Source organism: Actinopolymorpha sp. NPDC004070, from assembly GCF_040610475.1.
Lineage (GTDB): Bacteria > Actinomycetota > Actinomycetes > Propionibacteriales > Actinopolymorphaceae > Actinopolymorpha.
This window is the reverse complement of record NZ_JBEXMJ010000014.1, coordinates 1-19,911: the sequence shown is the minus strand read 5'-3', so window position 1 is coordinate 19,911 and position 19,911 is coordinate 1. Positions and strand designations below refer to the sequence as shown.

Below are 19,911 nucleotides of genomic sequence, written 5' to 3'. Positions count from 1 at the left end.
ACCGGAACGATGGCTGTTGCCGCACTGATCACCTGGGTGATCACCGCGATCCTGGGTGCCACGATGCTGCGGAAGTGGGTGTCCGGCGGGGGGCTGGCCGCGGCGCGGGCGGATGCCGCCGGTACGGCGGAGGCCGCGCCCGGCACGACGGCCGGTGGTGGCACGGCTCCCGGTGGTGCTGCCCCCGGGAGCGCGGGGGCGACGTCGTTCCCTCCGGGGGTGGTCTTCGGGCACTTCCTGGTGGTGGTGGCCGGGCTGGTTGTGTGGATCATCTACTTCGCCGTCGACAACGACGTGCTGACCTGGGTGGCGTTCGCGACGTTGATCGTGGGGGCGGTGCTCGGCGACGTGATGTTCCTGCGGTGGCGCAAGTCCGGGTCGGGCACTGAGTCCCGGCTGCCCCGCCAGTTGGTCTACCCCCACGGCGTGTTCGCGGTGATCACGATCATCCTGGTCCTGCTGGCCGCGCTCGGCGTGGGCAGCTGACCGCGCAGTTCGGCCGAACGGCATCCGCACGTCCCCGCGGTGACCTAGGGTCGGACTGTTCGCGGCGGCCTGCGCCCACACGTTGCGTCGGACCTGGCCACTGGGTATCGGGGGGTTCCCATGCGGGCACGGATGCTGTTCGCCGGGTTGGTCGTCGGGGCGTGTGCGCTGGCGGCGGTCACCGGGTGTGGCGGAGGGCCGGAGCCGGCGAGGACGCCCATGCCGAAGACGACGCCGGAGTCGATGGCGCCGAAGCCGCTGTCGTACGGCGCCAAGGTGAAGGTCGCGGGAATACGCGCGAACTACCACGGCACCAAGGACGTCCGTAAGGCGCGCAGCGTCTACGTCGAGATCGAGGACTTCTACTTCTCGCCCACCATCATCCGGGGCCGGCCGCGGCAGAAGATCACCCTGGTGGTGGAGAACGAGAGCCAGACGCCGCACACGTTCACCACTTCGGACCAGACCCTGGACGTGCAGCTGCAGCCGGGTTCGCTCTACCGGCTGGCGTTCACCCTTCCCGCCCACGGCAACGTGGCGTTCTACTCGACCGGCCACCAGAAGCAGGGCATGGCCGGCGGTCTCACGGTCTCCGGGTCGTTCGCCGCACCGGCCCCCACGCCCAGCAAGGCCCAGTAGTCGGCCCAGTAATCGGCTCAGTAGGCGAGCAAGCCTGTCAAGTTCTCCTTGACGCTGATCAGGTGAGGAGGCGTCGGAGCCACCAGGTGGCGCCCCGCAACATCGACTCGGCGCTCGCGTCGGCCACGTGGTCGCGCAGGTGCAGGGACGTCATCGTCTGGTGGAGCGCACCGAGTTCCTCCGCCAGCGACAACGCCCGCCGCAGGTCGGCGGGTGTGGCGTAGTCCTCCCACTCGGCGAGGTAGGCGTCCTGTAGCCGGGGGCTCTGCGAGGTCGGTGAGCGTTGCTCGGTGAACGTCACCAGATCGAGGAACGGGTGCGAGACCGCCGCGTCGGTCCAGTCGAAGGCCAGGACGCGGCCCTCGCGGACGGCGACGTTGCGTGGGTGCAGATCGCCGTGCAGCAAGGTCTCCGGTACGCCGATCGCAGCGAGTTCGGCGATCGCCTCGCGCAACTGCTCCGCCCGGCGGGGCAGCACCGCGCGCTCGGCGGGTTCGAGCCGCTCGGTCGCCGGATTCGGACCGAGCAAACGGTCGATCTCGCCGTCCAGCACCGCGAGCCGGCGATCGACACAACCGAACGCCAGCAGGCGATCCGCCTGGCCGGCGTAGCTGCGCTGCAACCGGGCATGCCCCCGGACCGCCTCGACCCACAGCGAGCGGTCCGGCTCGTGGGCCAGGGCCGATCCGAGGTCCGGCAGCAGCATCCAGGCCCTCTCCTCGTCGATCGCCAGCGGCGCCGGAACCGCGGCGGGCCGCTCGTCGGAGAGCTTGCGGAGCAGCAGGGGCTCGTGGGCGAACAACAACGGCAACGCGTCCGGTCGCGCGGGCCGGACCGTCGTGGCGTGCGCGAGCGCCTTGAAGAACACGTCCCCCTCGGCCGTCGGGCTCCGCAGGACGTTCGACAGTCCCCACGACCGCACCTGTACCGGCAGGCCGGTACGCGGCATGCCGGCCGCCTCGAGGTGTGCGTCGATCCACGGCATCGCCTCGGCGTACCACCCGGGCATCGCCCAGGCAGGAGTCGCCGGGGAGTCCGGCGACAGCGCGAGGTGTTTGCGCGCGGTAAGGACCAGCGGATCGTCGAGGTCGCTCACCCAGCGAGCCTCCTCGGGCACCGCGCCGACCACGGTCATCAGGTAGGCCGTCGCGTCCGGGGAGTCGTCGAGGCAGACGAGGACGCAGGCCTCGAGCCCCAGCAGTGTTCGCAGGGCCCGCACCGGAGCTTCGACGTCGGGGAACCAGATTTTCTCGGCGACGGCCACCCGTGGGAGTCCGGTGGGCAACACGAGCACCGCACCGTCGTCCGGACGCACCACCACCGCCGTGACTTTCACGGAACCCTCCGCCAGACCATGCCGCAGCCTAGAACATGCCCTGGTCGGTGCCTGTGTCAGCGGTCGTGGCGACCCACGTCGGTGTGGCCCTGTTCGGCGGTCCACGCGGCGACCTGGGCGCGGGAGGTGAAGCCCAGTTTGACGAGGATGTTCTCCACGTGGCTTTCCGCCGTCCGCTGGGCGATGACGAGTGCGCTGGCGATCTGCCTGTTCGTACGCCCCTGTGCGATCAGATCGGCGATCTCGCGTTCGCGCCGTGTCAACGGCGACTTGCCCGGAGTGCTGCGCACGCCGCGCCGGTCCGGCTCCTCCTGCAGGGCGGTGGCGACCGCGTGGTCGTATCCGCGTTCGGCGCCCTCGGCGAAGGCTTTCGCGTATGCGTCCTCGCCCAGCGTCGCCCGCAGTTCGCGCACGCACCGGTCCTGGTACTCCGACAGGTACGTGTAGCCGGTGAGGGAGACCCCGAGCGCTCGGCTCAACGTGTCCAGCGCGCCGAACAAGCCGGCGGCCCGGGCGGGCTGCCCGGCAGAGGCCGCCGCGAGTGCCAGCACCTGGAGGTTCAGTGCCACGCCCACCTGGTCGTCCAGCCGCTGGTTGTACCGCAGGCTTTCTCGTTCCAGCGCGGTCGCCCGGGCGACGTCGCCCTCCCGCCAGACCTCGATCCCCAGCGCGAGCAGGACGTACGCCCGGTGCCAGATGTCGCCGGCGGCGGCGCACAGCGACAGGGCCTCCTCGGCGAGTTCGACGGCGCGGGCTGCGTCACCGAGCGCGGAGTGGGCCATGGAGGACCGGATCAGGGTGGCGGCGATCCCGTGCTGGTTCCGGCTCGCGCGGTGAATCTCCAGCGCCCGGGCGTAGTGCGCGAGGCCGGCGTCGGCGTCGCCGGTCGCGGTGGCGAGCATTCCGGAGAACAGTTCGACGTACCCCAGCGTGCTCGGTGCGTCCACCGTCGCGAGGATCGACCGCGCCTCGGCCAGCATCGTGCGCGCCGCCGGGAAGTCGGCCTGGATGACGGCCAGCCACGCGTTCGTCCACAACGCGTCGGCCCGGGCCGCGGTGGGGGTGGTGTCGGCGGCGAGCATCCGGCCCAGCCACTCCCGGCCCTCGTTCAGGTAGCCGTTCAGCCAGTGGAAGAGCAGGTCGGCGGCCAGCCCGGTCCCTTCCTGCCGCAGGTCCGGACGGGCCAGCGCGTAGTCCAGCGCCGCCCGCAGGTCGTCGTGTTCGCGGCGCAACCGGGCGAACCACTCCACCTGGTGCGGCGCAAACGCCTGCCGCGCGGTGCGGGCACCCTCCTGGCGGAAGTAGGCGAAGTGCCGCCGGCGGGTGGCGTCCAGCCGGTCCTGTTCGGCCAGCCGGCGCAGGCCGTGGTCGCGGACGAGGGTGAGCTGGTGGTATCTCGCCCGGCCCGCGTGGTCCTCCCGGATCAGCACGGACTTGTCGATGAGCCCGGTCACGAGGTCCATCACGTCCTCGCGGGGCAGGTCGTCGTCGGCACACACCGCTTCGGCGGCGTCGAGGTCGAACCCGTTGACGAACACCGCCGACCGGGCCCACATCGCCTGCTCGCCCGCCGAGCACAGGTCGTAGCTCCGGTCCAGCATCGCCGCGAGCGTCCGGTGCCGCGGGTCGCCGCAGCCGGGACCCGTCGTCAGTACGCCGTAACTGCGGTCGAGCCGGTCCCGGATCTGGGCGGGAGTGAGCGCCCGCACCCGCGCGGCGGCGAGCTCGATGGCCAGCGGGATGCCGTCCAGCCGCCGGCAGATCGTCACCACGGCGTCCTGGTTCTCCTCGGTGAGAGCGAAGTCGTGCTGGACGGCGGCGGCCCGGTCGACGAACAACGCGACCGCGTCGAACCGCCCGGGCACCTGCCGTGCACCCGCCTCCCCGTGACCGTCGGCGACGTCGCCGACTGCCCGCTCGTGTGCCTCCGGAAGCGGGAGTGGGGGCACCGCGAGGGTGTGCTCGGAGGCGACGCCCAGCCGCTGCCGGGTGGTGACCAGCAGGTGCAGACCGGGTGCCGCGGACAACAGCCGGTCGGCGAGCTCGGCGCAGGCCCCGGGGAGGTGCTCGCAGTTGTCCAGCACCACGAGGAGCTGCCGGTCGCGCAGGTGGTCGGCGAGCATCCTGGCCGGTTCACGCCGGGAGCGTTCCAGGACCCGCAGAGACTCCGCCACCGTCGGTGCGACCAGCGCGGGATCGGTGACGTTGGCGAGGTCGGCCAGCCACACGCCGTCGCGAAACGACCGGCGAAAGGCATGCGCGGCACGCAGGGCGAGCCGGGTCTTACCGACGCCGCCGAAGCCGGTGAGCGTCACCATCCGGGTGCTCGACAGCAGCCGTTTGACCTCGGCCAGCTCCCGTCGTCTGCCGACGAAGCTGGTCGTGTCCGCAGGGAGGTTGCCCACCTGCGCGGCGGCGTCCGATCCGGGCCTGGTCATGTGGCGAGGTGCGGACGGCCACGAACGGTTGCCGCCCGACAACCGCATGGTATGCCGCCACGTCAGACGGTGCCGAATCTCCTTGTGCACAAGGCCGGAAGTGCCCTGTGATCGGCGGTTTCACCACGATGCGCGGAGACCGGCGGTGTCCGACTGCCAACCTGCGCTTGCGCCCAAAGGTGCCACGCTGGTACCAATGCCCTTGATCTTTGCCGTTCGGGACGAAATGAGGCAAATCGGATGGCCGACCACAACGGCACGGGGATCGAGAGCGACTACGACCGGATCGGTGGCGGGCCCGCGGTGAGCCGCGTGGTCGACCGCTTCTACGAGCTGGTTCTCACCGACGCCGACCTCGCGCCGTTCTTCGTCGGTGTCGACATGTCCGGCCTCAAGCGGCACCAGGCGCTGCTCATCTCCCAGGTGCTCGGCGGTCCGGCGGAGTTCACCGGCCGGGAGCTGCGCGTCGCGCACGAGCACCTGCAGATCACCGCAGAGCACTTCGGTGCCGTCGTGGCTCACCTGGTCACGGCGCTGACCGAGGCCGGCGTTCCCCCTGAGGTGATCGCCCGGGTCGGTGCGGCGCTCGGTGCCACCGAGAAGGACATCGTCACCCAGCCCGTGGGCTGACCGGACATGGACACCGCCGCACTCCAGAGCAGCTGGCAGATCGTCGCGAAGTCCGGCGACGACGTCCCGCTGTACTTCTACTCCCACCTGTTCCTGTCCCATCCGGAGCTGCGGGAGCTGTTTCCCATCTCGATGTCCGCGCAGCGGGACAAGCTGGTGGGTGCCCTCGGCCGTATCGTCAGCCAGGTGGACCAGCTGGGCGAGGTCGCGCCGTTCATCGCCCAGCTCGGCCGCGAACACCGCAGGTTCTCCGTCGTCGCCGAGCACTACGGCGCGGTCGGCGCGTCGTTGCTGGCCACGCTGAAACACTTCCTCGGCCCGGCCTGGACGCCGGAGCTCGCCGCCGACTGGTCCGCGGCGTACGGCCTGATCGCGCAGACGATGGTGCAGGCCGCGGAGGAGGCCGCCGACACCACCCCCGCCTGGTGGTCGGCCGAGGTGACCGCGATCGAACGCCGCACGCTGGACGTCTCGGTGCTGCGGCTGGAGCCACACGAGCGCTACGACTACCGCGCGGGTCAGTCGTTCGCCATGGAGGTCCCGCAGCGGCCACGGCAGTGGCGTTACTTCAGCCCGGCCAATGCCCCGCGCCGGGACGGCTCGATCGAGCTTCACGTCCAGCTCGTCGACGGCGGCCAGGTCAGCACGTCCATCGTCCGGTCCACCAGGGTCGGCGACACGGTGCGGCTCGGTGCGCCGATCGGCACCGCGCTCACGCTGCCCGACGACTTCGCCGGCGACCTGCTGATGGTGGCGGGCGGGACCGGACTCGCACCGCTGCGTGCGGTCCTCGAGCAACTCGATCGGCGGTGGCAGGTCACCGGTGAGGCGCCCCGGACGCACCTCTTCCACGGCGTACGCCTGCCGTGGAGTCTCTACGAGCGCGAGCTCCTGTCCCAGCTGGCGCACCGGCCGTGGTTCGACTACACCGAGGCCGTCTCCGACGACGCGTCCTATCCTGGCCCGCGGGGACCGGTCGGCACCGTGGCGGCACGTGGGGGAAACTGGCGGGGCCGGACGGCGCTGGTGTGTGGTTCGCCGGCGATGGTCGAGCACACCGTCGCCAAGCTGGTCGAAGCAGGGATCTCACGCGAGCACATCCGTTTCGAGTCCTTCGGAGCGGCGGGGGACGTCAACCAGTCACAGCAGGAAGCCACAGGCAAGGTGATGGGCAGTGAGTGACTTCCCCCGTGGGCCGCGTGCGCCCAGGCGGTCGCCGCAGGTGATCCGGTCCGCCACGTTCTCCCAGCGCAGGCGCGGTTTCGACGAGGTCGAGGTCCGTGGCTTCCTGGGCCAGGTCGCGAGCCAGGTGGAAGCCGCCGAGGCCGAGTGCGCCGACCTGCGCGCCGAGAACGAGCAGCTGCGGGCCGACGTGGACCGGTGGCGCACCGAACTCGTACAGCGCGAGGAGAACCCGCCCGAGATCAACGAGCGCGCGGTGGCGTTGTTCAGCCAGGCCCAGCAGGTCGCCGACCGGCTGGTCGAGGAGGCGGTGCAGCACGCCCGTGACCTGATGGCCGCGGCGCGGGCGCAGGAGCGGGAGATCATTCAGCGGGCGAACGAGGCGGCGCAGTCGGCCGCGCGCGAGGCCGGTACCCGTTCGCCCGGCGGGGCGGCGGAGCGCCGAGCGGGCCACGGCGGGGGTGGGTACGACACCCCGGTGCCCGACCTCGAGTACGTCCGTACGTTCGCCCGGGTCGCGCAGGTGCAGTTCCGCTCGGTGCTGGAGGCGCTGAGCGAACAGGTCGACCGACTCGGTCAGGTGCCCGACCTGTCGGAGGCACAGCGACCGGGCTGGTCCGCCGACGTGTCGTGGCACGACGGGTCCGGACGCGACGAACTGGACGGCTACACCGACGGCTACACCCCCGAGCCACCCGATCCCGCTCGGCGCTGACCGGCAACTGACCGGCTCTGACCGGTCCGGTCGCGCCGGCCCGTGGCCGAAAGCGCCCGACATCGGCCCGCTTCCGTTGACCAGCGCCCGTCGGGGCGCTGAGGTGAAGGCGTCCACCGATCGACGCGCGAGCCCCGGGAGCCGACATGACGGACGCCGCGACGACACCATCCGCCGGCCGTTCCACCCGCGCGGCTTTGGTGGCGAGCGGACTCGGCCTGCTGGTCGGCGCGGGCACGCTGCTCGGTGCCGGCCCACCCGCCGCGGCCGCCGACCCGGGCCCGGTGTCCGGGAGAGCGACCTGCTCGCTGACCGGCCGGCACTGGACCGCGCACGCCCGGGTCGACAGCGCCCGCACCGAGCGGTTCGCGGCGTACGGCAACAGCGGCGTCGGGTGGACCGGCGGCGACAGCACCTACTCGGTGCGGCTGACCGGCAACCGCACCGTGTGGTTGTTCTCCGACACGTTCTGGGGTCCGGTGAACTCCGACCTCAGCCGGCCCACGACCGTTCCGTTCCTCAACAACTCGTTCGTGGTCGAGCGTGGCGGGTACCTGCGCACGGTCGCGGGCGGAAACCCGCAGGAACCCGACTCACTGGTTCCGCCGGACGAGCCGGGCACCTGGAACTGGCTGGGCGCGGGTCAGGCGACGCCCGCGTCCCTGGACGTGATGTTCCTCGAGTTCGCCCGCACCGGCTCCGGGCCGCTGGACTTCGCCTGGCGGGAGAACAAGCTGGGCCGGTTCCACCCGGACACGTTGCGGCTGCGCGAGGTCGTTCCGCTGCCGTCGGCGGCCGGTGTGCAGTGGGCGTCCTGGCTGCTGCGGTCGGACGGATTCACTTACGTGTACGGCGTGGCGGACCTCGGCCTGACGAAGTACATGCACCTCGCGCGGGTGCCCGGTACCGACCTCGCGACCGGGGGCTGGGAGTACTGGACCGGAAGTTCCTGGTCGCCCACCGAGACCGACTCGGCCCGGCTGATGTCCGGAGTCGCCAACGAGTACAGCGTCTCCCGCTGGCGCGACGGCTACCTGCTGGTCACCCAGGACACCCGGGAGCTGTTCAGCTCACGCATCCTCGCCTACGTGGGCTGCTCCCCGACGGGGCCGTTCACCGAGGCCGCGACGCTCTACACGACGCCGGAGACGGGCGCTTCCGGTTCGTACGCGGATCCGGACATCTTCACCTACAACGCGCACGAGCACCCGGACCTGCGCCGAGGTGACCGCCTGCTGGTGACGTACAACGTCAACAGTCTGGACCCGAACGCCGACCTGTACGACGACGTGACCATCTACCGGCCGCGGTTCGTCGAGGTGACACTTGTGCCCGACCGCCGGGGCTGACGTTCGGAGACCGGTGTATCGCGGGCGTATCGAAAAACGCATACACCGCGGTGACGCCTCCCGGCGTCCAATGGGAGCGTGAGCCACAGCCCAGCCCCGCCGGCCGCGCCGGCGCCCCCCGCCCGGTCAGCCCGGGCCGCACGGTCCCGGCGGATGCGCCGCACCGTGCTCGCCGGCCTGGCGGTCCTCGGCCTGGCCGTCGTGCTGTTCGCCGTGCGGCGGCCACTGCTGATGGCCGCTCCGGCGTGCGCGGCCGGGCGGTGGCACGGCTGCCTGGACACCGAGAACGGCGTCCTGCTGATGATGCTGGTCGCGCTGCCGCTGCCCGCGCTGGTGGTGTGCGCGCTGGCCGTGCGCCGGCGGGCCACCGGGGTCGCGTCGGCGTGGCGGACGTCGCTGGCCGAGGTGGGCATGGTCTACGGCACGGTGCCGATGGTGTGGCTGGCCCTGATGCCCGGGCCCGGGGCCGGCGTCGTCCCCGGCCGGCTGAGTGTGGTCCCGCTGCGGGACCTGGCCACGATGGGGCCGCTCGGGGTCGGCGGCAACCTGGTGCTCTTCGCCGCGCTGGGGTTCTTCGCCCCGATGCGGTTCGCGGTGCTGGCGTCCGTACCGCGGATCCTGGTGCTCGGGGCGGCCTGCTCGGCCCTGGTCGAGATCGCGCAGTACGTCTTCTGGCTGGACCGGGTGTCGTCGGTGGACGACGTCCTGGTCAACGCGGCCGGAGCCGTGCTGGCGGGGTTGGCGTCGCGCCGCTGGTGGCGTGCCGCACCGGCCTCGGCCGACTGAGAGCCCGCACGAAACAAGGGGGTTCCGGCGCGTCCGCACCGGAACCCCCTTGTGTGGTTCGACTTTCTCGCGGCCTGGGTCAGGTGCCGTGGTGGCCCCTCACCGGCTGGCCGCTCGCCGGGTCGAGCAGCAGCGGCCGCAGGTCGCGGTTCCGCCAGTCGAACATCGCGTCCAGGCTGTTCGCCAAGGTGTCGAACGACGCCTTGTCGATCGCGGCGCCGGAGTCCTCACCGAGCCGCCGGCCGTCCAGCCAGTTGTCCTCCACGAACCGCATGATGGAGGTCTGGTCGGTGATGGTGCCGTCCACGAAGTTACGCCTGGCGTACGGCGAGAGCACCAGCAGCGGCAACCTGGGACCGTAACCACACCGGGCCTGGTAGCCACCCATCGGCTCGCCGGCCCCGCACTGGCCGGGTGCGTTCAGCGCGTCCTGGTCGGTCTGGGAGGTGTTCACGATCGGCGGTACGACGTGGTCGTACCATCCGTCGCTGTCGTCGTAGGCGATGACGACCGCGGTCGAGGCCCAGTCGCGGGACTTCTGCAGCTTGTTCACGACGTTGACGACGAACTGCTGCTCGTCCAGCGGGTCGGAGTAGCCCGCGTGCCCGTCCTGGTAGTTGGCCGCCTTGAGGAAGCTCACCGCGGGCAGGTTGCCGTTGCCGAGGGCGTCGTACCAGTCGGTCATGTCGTACTGGTGGTTGGCCTGGTCCTGCTTGCCCACCATGTCCACGCTGGTCGGCGGGAGGTGGTGCGGGTTGGCGGTGGACTTGTAGTACTGGAAGGGCTCGTGGTGCGGGTTGTAGTCACCGGTGAAGCCCGCCTCGCCGGTGTAGCCGAGCGCGGCCCCGACCGGGTGCCTGGCGGTGCACTGGGCGGTCTTGCCGAACTCCGGGTCGTACGTCGAGGAGCCGGTGTAGGACTGCGGCCGGAACCCGCCCTGGAACCAGCCCCAGGTGACGTTCTTCTTGTTGAGCATGTCGCCGACGTTCGTGCCGGTCATCACCGCGAGGTTGCGGGACGCGTTGGAGCAGTCGTCCCAGGCCGGGTCCGGGTCGTTGATCATCGTGCCCACGCCCTCGGCGTTCGGCGCGATGACGACGTACGGGTCCGGCGTGGCGGTCTTCTTGCGGTCGGCGCCCACCGAGTAGATGCCTGACGTCTGCCCGGACACCAGGTTGATCGCGCCGGGTGAGGAGGGCCCGAAGTTGGTGTCGAAGGAGTTGTCGTTCATGGCGAACCGCTGCGCGTAGTTCCAGTACGCCGTCACGGTGTTGCCGTCGTAGTAGTCGAGCACCTGCGTCGGCGAGGAGTAGTGCTTGGGGTCCTTGCACGTCCGGTTGGTCGCCGGCACGAACTGGTCCATCAGCCCGCGGTCGACCGCGACCTGCTCGTCCTTGTAGTTGTGGTCCATGTCGCAGGTCAGCGCCTGGTCGCGGCCCAGCCGGGTGGGGTTGACCCGGTGCCCGTCCATGACGTTCGGGTTGTGCTCGAGAAGCAGCGGGCTGAGGCCGTTCACTGTGGGGGTTCCCGGGGCGGCGTGGAACGCCGGCTCGCCCGCGGGGTTCGCGGCGTTGGGATAGGTGCCGAAGTAGTGGTCGAACGAGACGTTCTCGCCGAAGATGACCACCAGATGCTTGATGGGTGTCGCCGTTGCCGCGCCCGGAGCGTGGTGCCCGTCACCCGGTCCGTTCGCCTGTGCCGGCGCCATCGTGCCGGCCGCCAGGAACGCGGCGGCCGCGACCGCGGCACCCGCTCCGGCGATTCGTCTGATTCGCATTTGCGTGCCCCTCCACTGAAGCATCCGTACGTGCGACGTACGCGACGGCGATGATCCGGCGTCCACCTGGGAGTGAGCTGACCACCGGCGAAACACCGAGCGAACAGTCGGCGTGACTGTAGGCGTTCGGACCGGGGCGTGACTACGGATCTTCGCCGAGTGACCGCTATCGGGCGAGCTTGCCGCGGGCCGCAGGTCGGGTAGTGTCACTGCGGTTTCGGCGGAAGGGATGGGTGCGATGGCGGACACCGACGTGAACGCGAACGCGTACGAGGCGATGGGTGAGCGCCTGCCGGACGCGGCGGTCGCCGCCGCGGTACGCACGCAGGTGGGCGCGACCGTCGAGGTGGTCCGGCCGCTCGCCGGGTTCGTCGGCAACCAGGACTTCCTCGTGATCACCGGGCAGGGCGACTTCGTGCTCAAGGCCGGCGACGCCCACGCGGTCGTGTCGGAGGCGTGGGCCTGCGAACGCGTCCGGGCGGTGGGCGTGCCGGCGCCGGAGGTGGTGGCCGTCGACACCGGCCGGGACACCCTGCCCCTGCCGTACCTGCTGATGCGCCGCCTGCCCGGCGGTCCGGTCGGCGACGCGGACACCGCACTGGAGTCGGCCGGGCGGTGGCTGCGCGCGGTGCACGAGATCGAGGTCGACGGCTACGGCCTGCTCACCGCGTCCACGCGCTCCGAAAGCGACGGGAGCTGGGGATCCGTACGGGGCCGGGAGTCCAGCTGGGCCGACGTCGTCGCCCACCCGCTGGGCAGGCTTGCCGACCTGGTGGCCGCGCGGATCATGGACGAGCCGCTGGCCGCCCGGGTGCGCGCGGCGTTCGCTGCCGGCGCCGGCCTGCTGGCGTACGAGAGTCGTGGCGTGCTCCTGCACGCGGACCTGCATCCGCGGCACGTGTTCGCCGAGCAGGGGCGGCTGACCGGCATCATCGACTGGGGCGACGCGACGGCTGGCGACCCGGCGTACGAGTTCGGCCGCTACTCACGGGCCGGCGACGACTCGCTGGCGCTCGTCCTGCGTGGCTACCAGCCCGACCGGGACACGGACTTCGACCGCCGGATCGTGCTCTACCGCGTGCTGTGGTCGTTGTACGCGCTGGTCTGGGAGCACACGGCCGGCGGGGACTGGTTCGCCGGCCACGTCCAGGCCGTACGCGACGGCCTGCGAACGCTCGGCGCCTGAGCTCCCGGTCGCTGGTTCGCGCCGCGGGATTCTTCCGCGGAAGAATCCCGCCCGTCAGGCGCCCGTCAGGCGCTCGGCTTCGTGGGCTTCATAGCTTTCGTCGGTTTCGTGGCTTTCGTGGGCTTCGCCGTGCTGGTCGACTTCTTCAGCTCCGCCAGGGCCTCGCGGGCCAGCGGCGCCTGGACCGGCGAGAAGCGCGGGTTCAGCCTCAGCGCCTGGGTCAGCAGCGCGCGGGCGCGGGCGGTGTTGCCGACTCCCCGCTCGATCATGCCGCGGTGGTAGAGGAGCGTCGCGTCCTTGTAGCCGGTGCGGGCGGCGCGGTTGGCGTACGGCAGCGCCTCCTTGTCCTTGCCCGACACGTGCAGCGCCCAGGCCACCGCGTCGGCCACCTCGATGCTCTGCCGCTTCTTCCACTCCGCCTTCGCCAGCCGCAGCGCGAGCGAGTGCTTGCCGTGGTCGGCGGCGAAGTTGGCCAGGTCCATGGTCACCCGGACGCCGTTTTCGGCGGCGATGGCCTGCCACGTGCTCACCACGTCGTACTGGCTGGCGGCGCTGACGTTCTTGCCGGCGGCGGTGTAGAGGTCGCCGAGCTCGGCGACGTACTCCGGCTCGGGAACCCGCTGGGCGAGGTCGCGGTACCACCGGATCGCGGTCGCGAGCTTGCCCTGGGCGTACAGCGTCTGTGCCGTACCGGCCACCGCGGGCGGGTACGCGGGGTCGGTCCGGCGGGCCTCGCGGTAGGCGGCCGTGGCGGCGGTGAAGTCGCCCTGCCGGAGGGCGAGGTCGCCCTGGGCGGTGAAGACCTGAAGCTTGTCGGCCTTGGCGGTGGCGAGCTCGCCGGCGTGGGCGAGCAGCACCTTCGCCCGGGCCGCGTCCCCGTCGAGTTCGGACAGCCGGGCGAGGCGGATCACCGAGCCCGCCGACGGGTCCATGGCGTGCAGCTCCTTCGCCGCGAGCAGCGCCTCGTCGTAGTGGCCGAGGCTGATCAGGGAGTCGATCCGCAACAGGTTGCTGCTCTCGTCGCGGGCGTTGACCGACAGGGCCCGGTCGGTCCAGTCGAGCGCGCCGGTGAAGTCGTTGCGCAGATAAGCGAGTCGTGCCCGCCCCCGGAGGGCGACGTCGTTGTAGTCGGGCTCGATCCGCAGCGAGTTCGCCAGCGCGCGGTCGGCTTGGGTGTAGAGCGTGTGGTCAACGGTGTCGTGCCCCCGCTCGATCAAGGACACCCCGAGCCGTGCCCAGCCCTCGTAGTCCCGGGGCTGCTTGCGCAGGTGGTCCTGGAGCTGGCCGATGCTGGCGTTGGGCGGGGCCAGGACGATCGGTCCGTGGTCGAGCGCGCGCGGGGGACTGGGCGGCGGGGTGTAATTGTCCCGGCCGAAATAGAGCACCATTCCGAGCGTCATCGCGAGTGCGGTCATGAATGTGCCCACCACGATGAGCAGCCTTGTTCGCATGGCGCTTTTACCCCCGCAGACTTGTGTGGCACGGCGGGCCGATATCCCGCGTTCGCCGACGGGCTAGCGGATACCCGGTCGCGGTTGGCGGAAGCGAGCGGGAGCGGGTGAATCGGCAATATCGAGAATCCCGGCCGGAACGAAATAGACAGGGGAATCGCCATTGCTCGAAAACGGTAATGCGCGCTATTTCCGGCCTCGGAACGTTATCTACACGGTGCGTTGTGTGACCGGCCAAACAGTTGTGACCGGCCAAACAGTTGTGACCGGCCAAAACAGTTGTGATCTCGGCCGACAATTGTGGCCGGCAATGCGTCGCGGCCGACGAACTGACCGGTGACATTGGCGCCGGGTGGTTGTGGTCAGCCCCGTCGGTAGCGCGGAAACATCGCGTCGAAGTCGATGCCCAGCTCGGCGTCGATCCGGTCCAGGTCCAGGGTGGGGCGCCCCTGGTCGTCGCGTCCGGCGTGGTCCTGCCCGATGCGCAGGTCGAGTTCGAGCACCTGGCCGTGGGCCCAGCGCAGCCGGCCGGCGTGCAGGATCGGGACGCCGAGGACCGCGCGGGTGAGCCCCTCGTGGTGGTTGCCGGCCCAGGCGAGCACGAGAAGCTCGCCCGGCGGAAGCTCCGGCATGCCGGCCAGAATGCCCTGCCGGGGCACGTCGCCCGGAGTCAACCGGCCCTTGAGGGCGTCGTCGTCGGCCAGCCGGAAACCGGCGTAGGGGTCGGCTCCGCCCTCGGAGTACTTGTAGGGGTAGACCACCCGGCCGCCGAACTCGACCGTGAAAGCGGTGCCGATCCGGTCGCTGGGCCGGTGCACGTCGGCCGCCGGCAGGCGTTGCTCGATCACTCGGCCGAGCACCTCGCACAGGATGTGGTAGCGAAGCTGGCCGTAGGCGGTGGCGTTGAGGTAGTCGGTGGAGTCGTACAGCCGGGCCGCCTCGGCGTGCGCGAAGTGCAGGCAGGGGACGGTGTAGGTCGTCAGCACGAACGCGGCGCGCTCGCCGACCTGGCGGGCCAGCCAGTCGCCCTCCGGCCTCGTCGCGTCCTCCTCGAGCACGCCCGCCTTCCCTTCCGGCCTTCGGCCACGATCGACTGCCCGTCAGCTCCCGGGATCACCGCCCGATCCCCGGGGAGCCGCCCGGAGCGTTCTCAGCCCGGTGATCCTCTCACTGCCCGCCGACAGGGCGAGGACCAGCGCCGCCGTGGTGACGAGAAGCAGCGCGGCGCCCGCGACCAGGGCCACGTCGACCCCGTGGGCGATGCCGGTCCCGATCGGGGACCCGGTGCCGCGGGCGCCCCCGGCGGTGGTCACCACGGCGACCGTGGCGGCGACCCCGAGCGAGGAGCCGATGTAGCGAGCGGTGTTGTTCGCGCCGGTGCCCATGCTGGCCCGCCCGGCCGGCACCGACTCGATGGCCAACCGGGCCAGGGCGGAGTTCAGCAGGCCGCTGCCCACCCCGGCGACGACCAGCCCGGCGACGTGCCGCGTCGGTGACCAGGTGCCGGCCGAGCCGAGCAGGAGAAGGCTGCCCGCACCGGCGAGGGCGAAGCCCAGGGCCAGCTGGTGGTCCGCGCCCAGTCCCACCCGGCGGGCCTGGGTGGCCGCGACGAACGACGTACCCGACCACAGCGCGAACCAGCAGGCGGTGGCCAGCGGAGTCCAGCCGAGGGTGTGTTCCCAGGCGGTCGGGAGGTAGCTCATCACCCCGATCACGCCGAAGCCGGTGATCATGGCGCCGCCTACCGACAGCAGGAACGCCGGCCGGGTGAACAGGCCGAGGTCGAGCATGGGCTCCGGGGTCCGGGCCTCGACCGCCACGAACGCGCCGAGCAGCAGCACGGCCAGCGCGAGCAGCACCAGCACCAGCGGCCGGCCGAAGCCCTGCCGCCCGGCCGTGACCGCGGCGAGCAGGACGGCCACGCCCGCGCCGAGCGTCACCACGCCGGCCACGTCGGGTCGGCGCCGGACGGCGGCGCGGGACTCCCGCAGCGCGAGCGCACCGAGCACGCCGAGGACTGCCGCGGCGAGGGCGTACGCCCAGAAGAACGCGCGCCAGGAGGACGCCGCGGCCAGGCCGGCCGCGGCGAGCGGGCCGAGCGCGATGCCGGCGCCGAGGCTCGCGCCCCACAGTCCGGTCGCGCGCACCCGGTGGTGCCCGGCGGGAAACTCGTGGCCGATGATGCCCAGCGTGGCGACCAGGATCGCCGCGCCGGCCCCGCCCTGCACCACCCGGGCGAGCACCAGGACGAGTGTCGTACCCGCGGTCGCGGCCACGACGCTTCCCGCCACCGACACCGCCGTGCCCACCAGGAACAGCCGCCGGCGGCCGTGGTTGTCGGCCAGGCTGCCCGCGACCAGGAGCAGGGAGGCCAGGCCGAGCGCGATGCCGTTGAGGATCCAGGTCTGCCCGGTGGTGTCCGCGTGCAGGTCGGCGGCGATCTGCGGGAGCACGGTCATCGGCTGGACGTAGTTCATCAGCACCAGCAGCGTCGAGACGCACGCGGCCAGCAGGGTGAGGGCCGGGCGTTCCGGCGGTGCGTGCGCAGCGTCCGCTGGTGGGTTCGGCGCGGTGGCTGCCGGCGCCCTCAGCAGGTCCGATCTGTCCGGCATGTTCGGCACGTGCGGCATGGCGGCTGCTCCCGAGTAGTGAGTTCGGTGAACGAACTGACGTCAGGCTGCCCACCGTAGCAGGTGTCGGTTCGGTGAATGAACTCATTTGGGAGTACGATCGACGGCATGGCGCTCGGCAAGGACTACCAGGGACAGGACTGCTCGCTGGCCCGCGCGCTCGAGCTCGTCGGCGAGCGCTGGACGATGCTGGTGCTGCGGGACGCGTTCTACGGCGTACGCCGGTTCAGCGACTTCGTCGACCACCTCGGCATCCCGCGCGCCGTGCTCACCGAGCGCCTGCAGGCCCTGGTCGACGCGGGCGTCCTGGCCCGGCAGCGTTACCAGGAGTCGCCCCCGCGCGACGAGTACGTCCTCACCGAGGTGGGCGAGGAGCTGTGGCCCGCGCTGTACGCGCTGTCCCGCTGGGGCGAACGCCACCGGACCACCGGAAAGCCGCGCCGGGTGTTCTGGCACGCGGGGTGCGGCCGGCGGCTCGACCTCACCGGTGCGTGCCCGGCCTGCGGCTATGTCGTTCCCGCCCGCGAGGTGGAGAGCCGTCTCGGTCCGGGCGCCGGACCGGTCCGCGACGACGCCGTCAACCGCGCGATGGCCGAGCCGCACCGGCTGCTCGAACCCCTCCTCCCGGCGTAGGGCCGGTCCGTCAGCCGGGCATCCCCGCGGTCGTCGAGACCGTGCGGCGGACCCGGGCCAGCGCCAGCCCGCCGAGCACGATGGCGGCCAACCCGACCGGCAGGGCCATCACCCCGCCGACGATCCCGTAACCGGTGCCGGGACCGCCGTCGGCGGCCGCGACGACCAGTCCGCCGACGACCGTGCCGGCCGAGCCCGCGACCAGGGCCGCGACGGCCCGTCTCCTGCGGGTGACCGTGCCGGCCCGGTTGGCCAGCGCCAGCCCGCCGGTGGCCGCACCGGCAACTCCCAACAGCATGGCGACCATGGCCCAGGAACGGCCGGCGGTCAGGGTGTACGCGCCGGGTGAGGCCGGCTGGGCCAGGACGTACCCGGCAAGCAGGTGTGGGGCGAACATCAGGGCTCCTTCTCACGTGTGCGGACCGACGTCGTGGGTCCACGACCGGACGCCTCGAGCATGTCGCGCCGGTCGCTCCCGGTCGTCGTACGGACGACGACAGTTCGGGCTGCTGCCGGTGCCGTAGCCGGCTGCCGCGGATGCCGTACGAACCGCCCGGCTACCGCGGTCGCGGTAGTTGATCCTGGTTCCCAAGGGGGAGCCACGCGTGCGGGCCCGCGGTTATGGTGCGCAGGTGACCAGTGCACCCGGACGAACCCGGAACCCCGTGGTCAGGGACGTCGTGATCGCCGTGGGCGTGGCCGGCGCCCTGGTCGCCGCCGGGCTGTCCGAGACGCGGTCCGCGACGAGTCTCGACCCGCTGGGCTACGCGTTGCTGGCGGCCGGTGGGCTGGCGCTCGTCGCGCGCCGCCGGTCGCCAGTCGCCGTCTTGATGGTCACCGGCCTGTGCGCGCTGGGCTACCAGGTCGTCGGCTTCGACGTGCCCGTGGTGGCGTACCTCTTCGCGGTGTACGCCGCGGTGCGGGCGGGCCACCACCTCGTCACCGTGGCAGCCTCGGTGATCATGCTCGCCGTACTCCCGTTCGCCATCGTGGTCTCACCCCAGGACGCCTCGGTGAGCAAGGCGTTCACCCAGGCCCGGGACGTCCTCCAGATCGCCTGGCTGATCGCCGCCGGGGCGGCCGGTGAGGCCCTGCGGCAGGCCGAACGCCGGGCGGACGAGGCCGAACGCACCCGGGAGGAGACGGCGCGCCGCCGTGCCGACGAGGAGCGGCTGCACATCGCGCGGGAACTCCACGACTCCCTGACTCACCAGATCTCCGTCATCAAGGTGCAGGCCGAGGCCGCAGTTCACCTGGCCGGCAAGCGAGGTGAACCGGTGCCGGAGGCCCTGGTCGCGATCCGCGAGGCCAGCCGGGAAGCGGCGCGGGAACTACGGGCGACTCTCGAAGCGCTGCGCGACGACGAGTTGAGCCCGCCGAACGGGCTCGACCAGGTTCCGGACCTGGTGCGGCGAGCCCGGGCGGCGGGGCTGGACGCGCAGCTGACGATCGCGGGAGTACGCCGTGGCGTGCCGGCGGCTGTGGACCGCACCGCCTACCGGATCGTCCAGGAGTCGCTGACCAACGTTGCCCGCCATGCCGCCGCCACCACCGCGTCGGTCCGGATCGAACACCGGCGAGATGCCGTGGTCGTACGCGTCGACGACGACGGGCAGGCCGCGGCGGACACCCCGCCGGCGCCCGGTGTCGGGCTGCTCGGCATGCGCGAACGCGTCACCGCCCTCGGCGGTCGGCTGCGGGCGGCGCCGCGCGGCGAGGGCGGCTTCACCGTGCACGCGGAACTGCCGGTACCCGCCGAACTTCCCATGTCCGCCGAACTCCCCGCGTCCCCCGAACTCCCCGCGTCCCCCGAACGCCCCGTGTCCACGGAACCAGCGCCGTGATCCGGGTGCTGCTCGTCGACGACCAGCCGCTGGTGCGCAGCGGGTTCCGCGCGCTGCTCGACGCCGAGGACGACATCGAGGTGGTGGCCGAGGCCGCCGACGGCGCCGAGGGCCTGGCGATGGCCGCCCAGCACGTACCGGACGTGGCGCTCGTGGACGTCTCGATGCCGGTCCTCGACGGCATCGAGGCCACCCGGCGGATCGCGGCGGACCCGGCCCTGGCGCGGGTGCACGTCGTCATCCTCACCAACTACGGCCTGGACGAGTACGTCTTCGACGCGCTGCGTGCCGGAGCTGCGGGGTTCCTCGTCAAGGACATCCTGCCCGAGGACTTCCTGCACGCCGTACGCGTTGCCGCGCGCGGCGACGCACTCCTCGCGCCGTCGATCACCCGCAAGCTGATCAGCCGGTACGTCGCCCAGCCGCCGCCCGGTGCCGGTGTCAACCCGCGGCTGACAGACCTGACCAACCGGGAGTGCGAGGCCGTCGCCCTGGTGGCGAAAGGCCTGTCCAACAACGAGATCGCCGACCGGATGGTGATCAGCCCGCTGACCGCGAAGACCCACGTCAACCGGGCCATGGTCAAGCTGGGTGCTCGCGACCGCGCCCAGCTCGTCGTCCTCGCCTACGAGTCCGGCCTGGTCATCCCGCGCGACTCCTGAGGAGTCCGCGATCTCTTCGACGATGGGCGATCGCGTGTGACCTGCGCGCCGGCCGGTTCAGTTCTCCGCGTGCGCGTCGTGGTGGTACCAGACGGTGGTGTTGGGGGGGATGGTGTCGTGGGGGTGGGGGGTGGGGTGGGTGGTGAGGATGGGTTGGCCGGGGTGGG

At 71.8% G+C, this 19,911-nt stretch carries 18 protein-coding genes; 11 read left to right on the top strand and 7 right to left on the bottom strand.

Annotation, left to right across the window (positions count from 1 at the left end; all coding sequences use genetic code 11):
- Nucleotides 1-9 precede the first annotated feature (9 nt).
- The gene (locus ABZV93_RS23550) at nucleotides 10-486 is read left to right on the top strand and encodes a hypothetical protein (RefSeq protein WP_354939688.1); all 477 of its coding nucleotides are present in this window, start codon (nucleotides 10-12) and stop codon (nucleotides 484-486) included.
- 219 nt (nucleotides 487-705) lie between these two features.
- Nucleotides 706-1,125, top strand: coding sequence for a cupredoxin domain-containing protein (locus ABZV93_RS23545; RefSeq protein WP_354939686.1), 420 nt, complete (start codon nucleotides 706-708; stop codon nucleotides 1,123-1,125).
- A 58-nt stretch (nucleotides 1,126-1,183) separates the two neighbouring features.
- On the opposite strand, the gene ABZV93_RS23540 is transcribed toward ABZV93_RS23545, so the two are convergent.
- Nucleotides 1,184-2,461: an aminoglycoside phosphotransferase family protein gene (locus tag ABZV93_RS23540; RefSeq protein ID WP_354939684.1), complete on the bottom strand. Its 1,278-nt coding sequence runs from the start codon at nucleotides 2,459-2,461 to the stop codon at nucleotides 1,184-1,186.
- A gap of 56 nt (nucleotides 2,462-2,517) precedes the next feature.
- Nucleotides 2,518-4,899, bottom strand: coding sequence for a LuxR C-terminal-related transcriptional regulator (locus ABZV93_RS23535; protein WP_354939682.1), 2,382 nt, complete (start codon nucleotides 4,897-4,899; stop codon nucleotides 2,518-2,520).
- A 240-nt stretch (nucleotides 4,900-5,139) separates the two neighbouring features.
- Between ABZV93_RS23535 and ABZV93_RS23530 the strand changes: the two genes are divergently transcribed.
- The 5 genes from ABZV93_RS23530 to ABZV93_RS23510 all read left to right on the top strand — a co-directional run bounded on the left by ABZV93_RS23530 (nucleotide 5,140) and on the right by ABZV93_RS23510 (nucleotide 9,561).
- Nucleotides 5,140-5,529 carry a group 1 truncated hemoglobin gene (locus ABZV93_RS23530; protein WP_354939680.1) on the top strand — a complete coding sequence of 130 codons (390 nt, stop codon included), beginning with the start codon at nucleotides 5,140-5,142 and terminating at the stop codon, nucleotides 5,527-5,529.
- A 6-nt stretch (nucleotides 5,530-5,535) separates the two neighbouring features.
- Nucleotides 5,536-6,711 carry a globin domain-containing protein gene (locus ABZV93_RS23525; protein ID WP_354939678.1) on the top strand — a complete coding sequence of 392 codons (1,176 nt, stop codon included), beginning with the start codon at nucleotides 5,536-5,538 and terminating at the stop codon, nucleotides 6,709-6,711.
- Nucleotides 6,704-7,426: a DivIVA domain-containing protein gene (locus ABZV93_RS23520; RefSeq protein ID WP_354939677.1), complete on the top strand. Its 723-nt coding sequence runs from the start codon at nucleotides 6,704-6,706 to the stop codon at nucleotides 7,424-7,426. The genes ABZV93_RS23525 and ABZV93_RS23520 overlap by 8 nt, the downstream gene beginning before the upstream one ends.
- Before the next feature lie 146 nt (nucleotides 7,427-7,572).
- Nucleotides 7,573-8,775, top strand: coding sequence for a DUF4185 domain-containing protein (locus tag ABZV93_RS23515; RefSeq protein ID WP_354939675.1), 1,203 nt, complete (start codon nucleotides 7,573-7,575; stop codon nucleotides 8,773-8,775).
- A 153-nt stretch (nucleotides 8,776-8,928) separates the two neighbouring features.
- On the top strand, nucleotides 8,929-9,561 hold the full coding sequence (locus tag ABZV93_RS23510) for a VanZ family protein (protein ID WP_354939673.1): 633 nt from the start codon (nucleotides 8,929-8,931) through the stop codon (nucleotides 9,559-9,561).
- 79 nt (nucleotides 9,562-9,640) lie between these two features.
- Here the strand turns inward: ABZV93_RS23510 and ABZV93_RS23505 are convergent, their stop codons facing one another.
- Nucleotides 9,641-11,338 carry an alkaline phosphatase family protein gene (locus ABZV93_RS23505; protein ID WP_354939671.1) on the bottom strand — a complete coding sequence of 566 codons (1,698 nt, stop codon included), beginning with the start codon at nucleotides 11,336-11,338 and terminating at the stop codon, nucleotides 9,641-9,643.
- Between the two features lie 238 nt (nucleotides 11,339-11,576).
- On the opposite strand from ABZV93_RS23505, the gene ABZV93_RS23500 reads away from it, so the two are divergent.
- Nucleotides 11,577-12,524, top strand: coding sequence for an aminoglycoside phosphotransferase family protein (locus tag ABZV93_RS23500; protein WP_354939669.1), 948 nt, complete (start codon nucleotides 11,577-11,579; stop codon nucleotides 12,522-12,524).
- Nucleotides 12,525-12,589: 65 nt separating this feature from the next.
- Here ABZV93_RS23500 and ABZV93_RS23495 read toward each other — a convergent pair whose 3' ends face one another.
- The 3 genes from ABZV93_RS23495 to ABZV93_RS23485 all read right to left on the bottom strand — a co-directional run bounded on the left by ABZV93_RS23495 (nucleotide 12,590) and on the right by ABZV93_RS23485 (nucleotide 16,587).
- Nucleotides 12,590-13,975 (bottom strand): tetratricopeptide repeat protein, encoded by a 1,386-nt coding sequence (locus ABZV93_RS23495; protein WP_354939667.1) that lies wholly within the window; start codon nucleotides 13,973-13,975, stop codon nucleotides 12,590-12,592.
- A 362-nt stretch (nucleotides 13,976-14,337) separates the two neighbouring features.
- The gene (locus ABZV93_RS23490; RefSeq protein ID WP_354939665.1) at nucleotides 14,338-15,033 is read right to left on the bottom strand and encodes a hypothetical protein; all 696 of its coding nucleotides are present in this window, start codon (nucleotides 15,031-15,033) and stop codon (nucleotides 14,338-14,340) included.
- Between the two features lie 42 nt (nucleotides 15,034-15,075).
- The gene (locus ABZV93_RS23485) at nucleotides 15,076-16,587 is read right to left on the bottom strand and encodes an MFS transporter (protein ID WP_354939663.1); all 1,512 of its coding nucleotides are present in this window, start codon (nucleotides 16,585-16,587) and stop codon (nucleotides 15,076-15,078) included.
- A gap of 126 nt (nucleotides 16,588-16,713) precedes the next feature.
- Between ABZV93_RS23485 and ABZV93_RS23480 the strand changes: the two genes are divergently transcribed.
- The gene (locus tag ABZV93_RS23480; protein ID WP_354939662.1) at nucleotides 16,714-17,238 is read left to right on the top strand and encodes a helix-turn-helix domain-containing protein; all 525 of its coding nucleotides are present in this window, start codon (nucleotides 16,714-16,716) and stop codon (nucleotides 17,236-17,238) included.
- A gap of 10 nt (nucleotides 17,239-17,248) precedes the next feature.
- Here ABZV93_RS23480 and ABZV93_RS23475 read toward each other — a convergent pair whose 3' ends face one another.
- A complete protein-coding gene (locus ABZV93_RS23475) occupies nucleotides 17,249-17,635 on the bottom strand; it encodes a DUF6223 family protein (protein ID WP_354939660.1) in 387 nt (128 codons plus the stop codon).
- A 235-nt stretch (nucleotides 17,636-17,870) separates the two neighbouring features.
- On the opposite strand from ABZV93_RS23475, the gene ABZV93_RS23470 reads away from it, so the two are divergent.
- Together ABZV93_RS23470 and ABZV93_RS23465 are read left to right on the top strand one after the other, a co-directional pair.
- On the top strand, nucleotides 17,871-19,082 hold the full coding sequence (locus ABZV93_RS23470) for a histidine kinase (protein ID WP_354939658.1): 1,212 nt from the start codon (nucleotides 17,871-17,873) through the stop codon (nucleotides 19,080-19,082).
- Nucleotides 19,079-19,744 carry a response regulator transcription factor gene (locus tag ABZV93_RS23465; protein ID WP_354939656.1) on the top strand — a complete coding sequence of 222 codons (666 nt, stop codon included), beginning with the start codon at nucleotides 19,079-19,081 and terminating at the stop codon, nucleotides 19,742-19,744. Before ABZV93_RS23470 ends, ABZV93_RS23465 begins: the two co-directional genes overlap by 4 nt.
- Nucleotides 19,745-19,911: the final 167 nt, after the last annotated feature.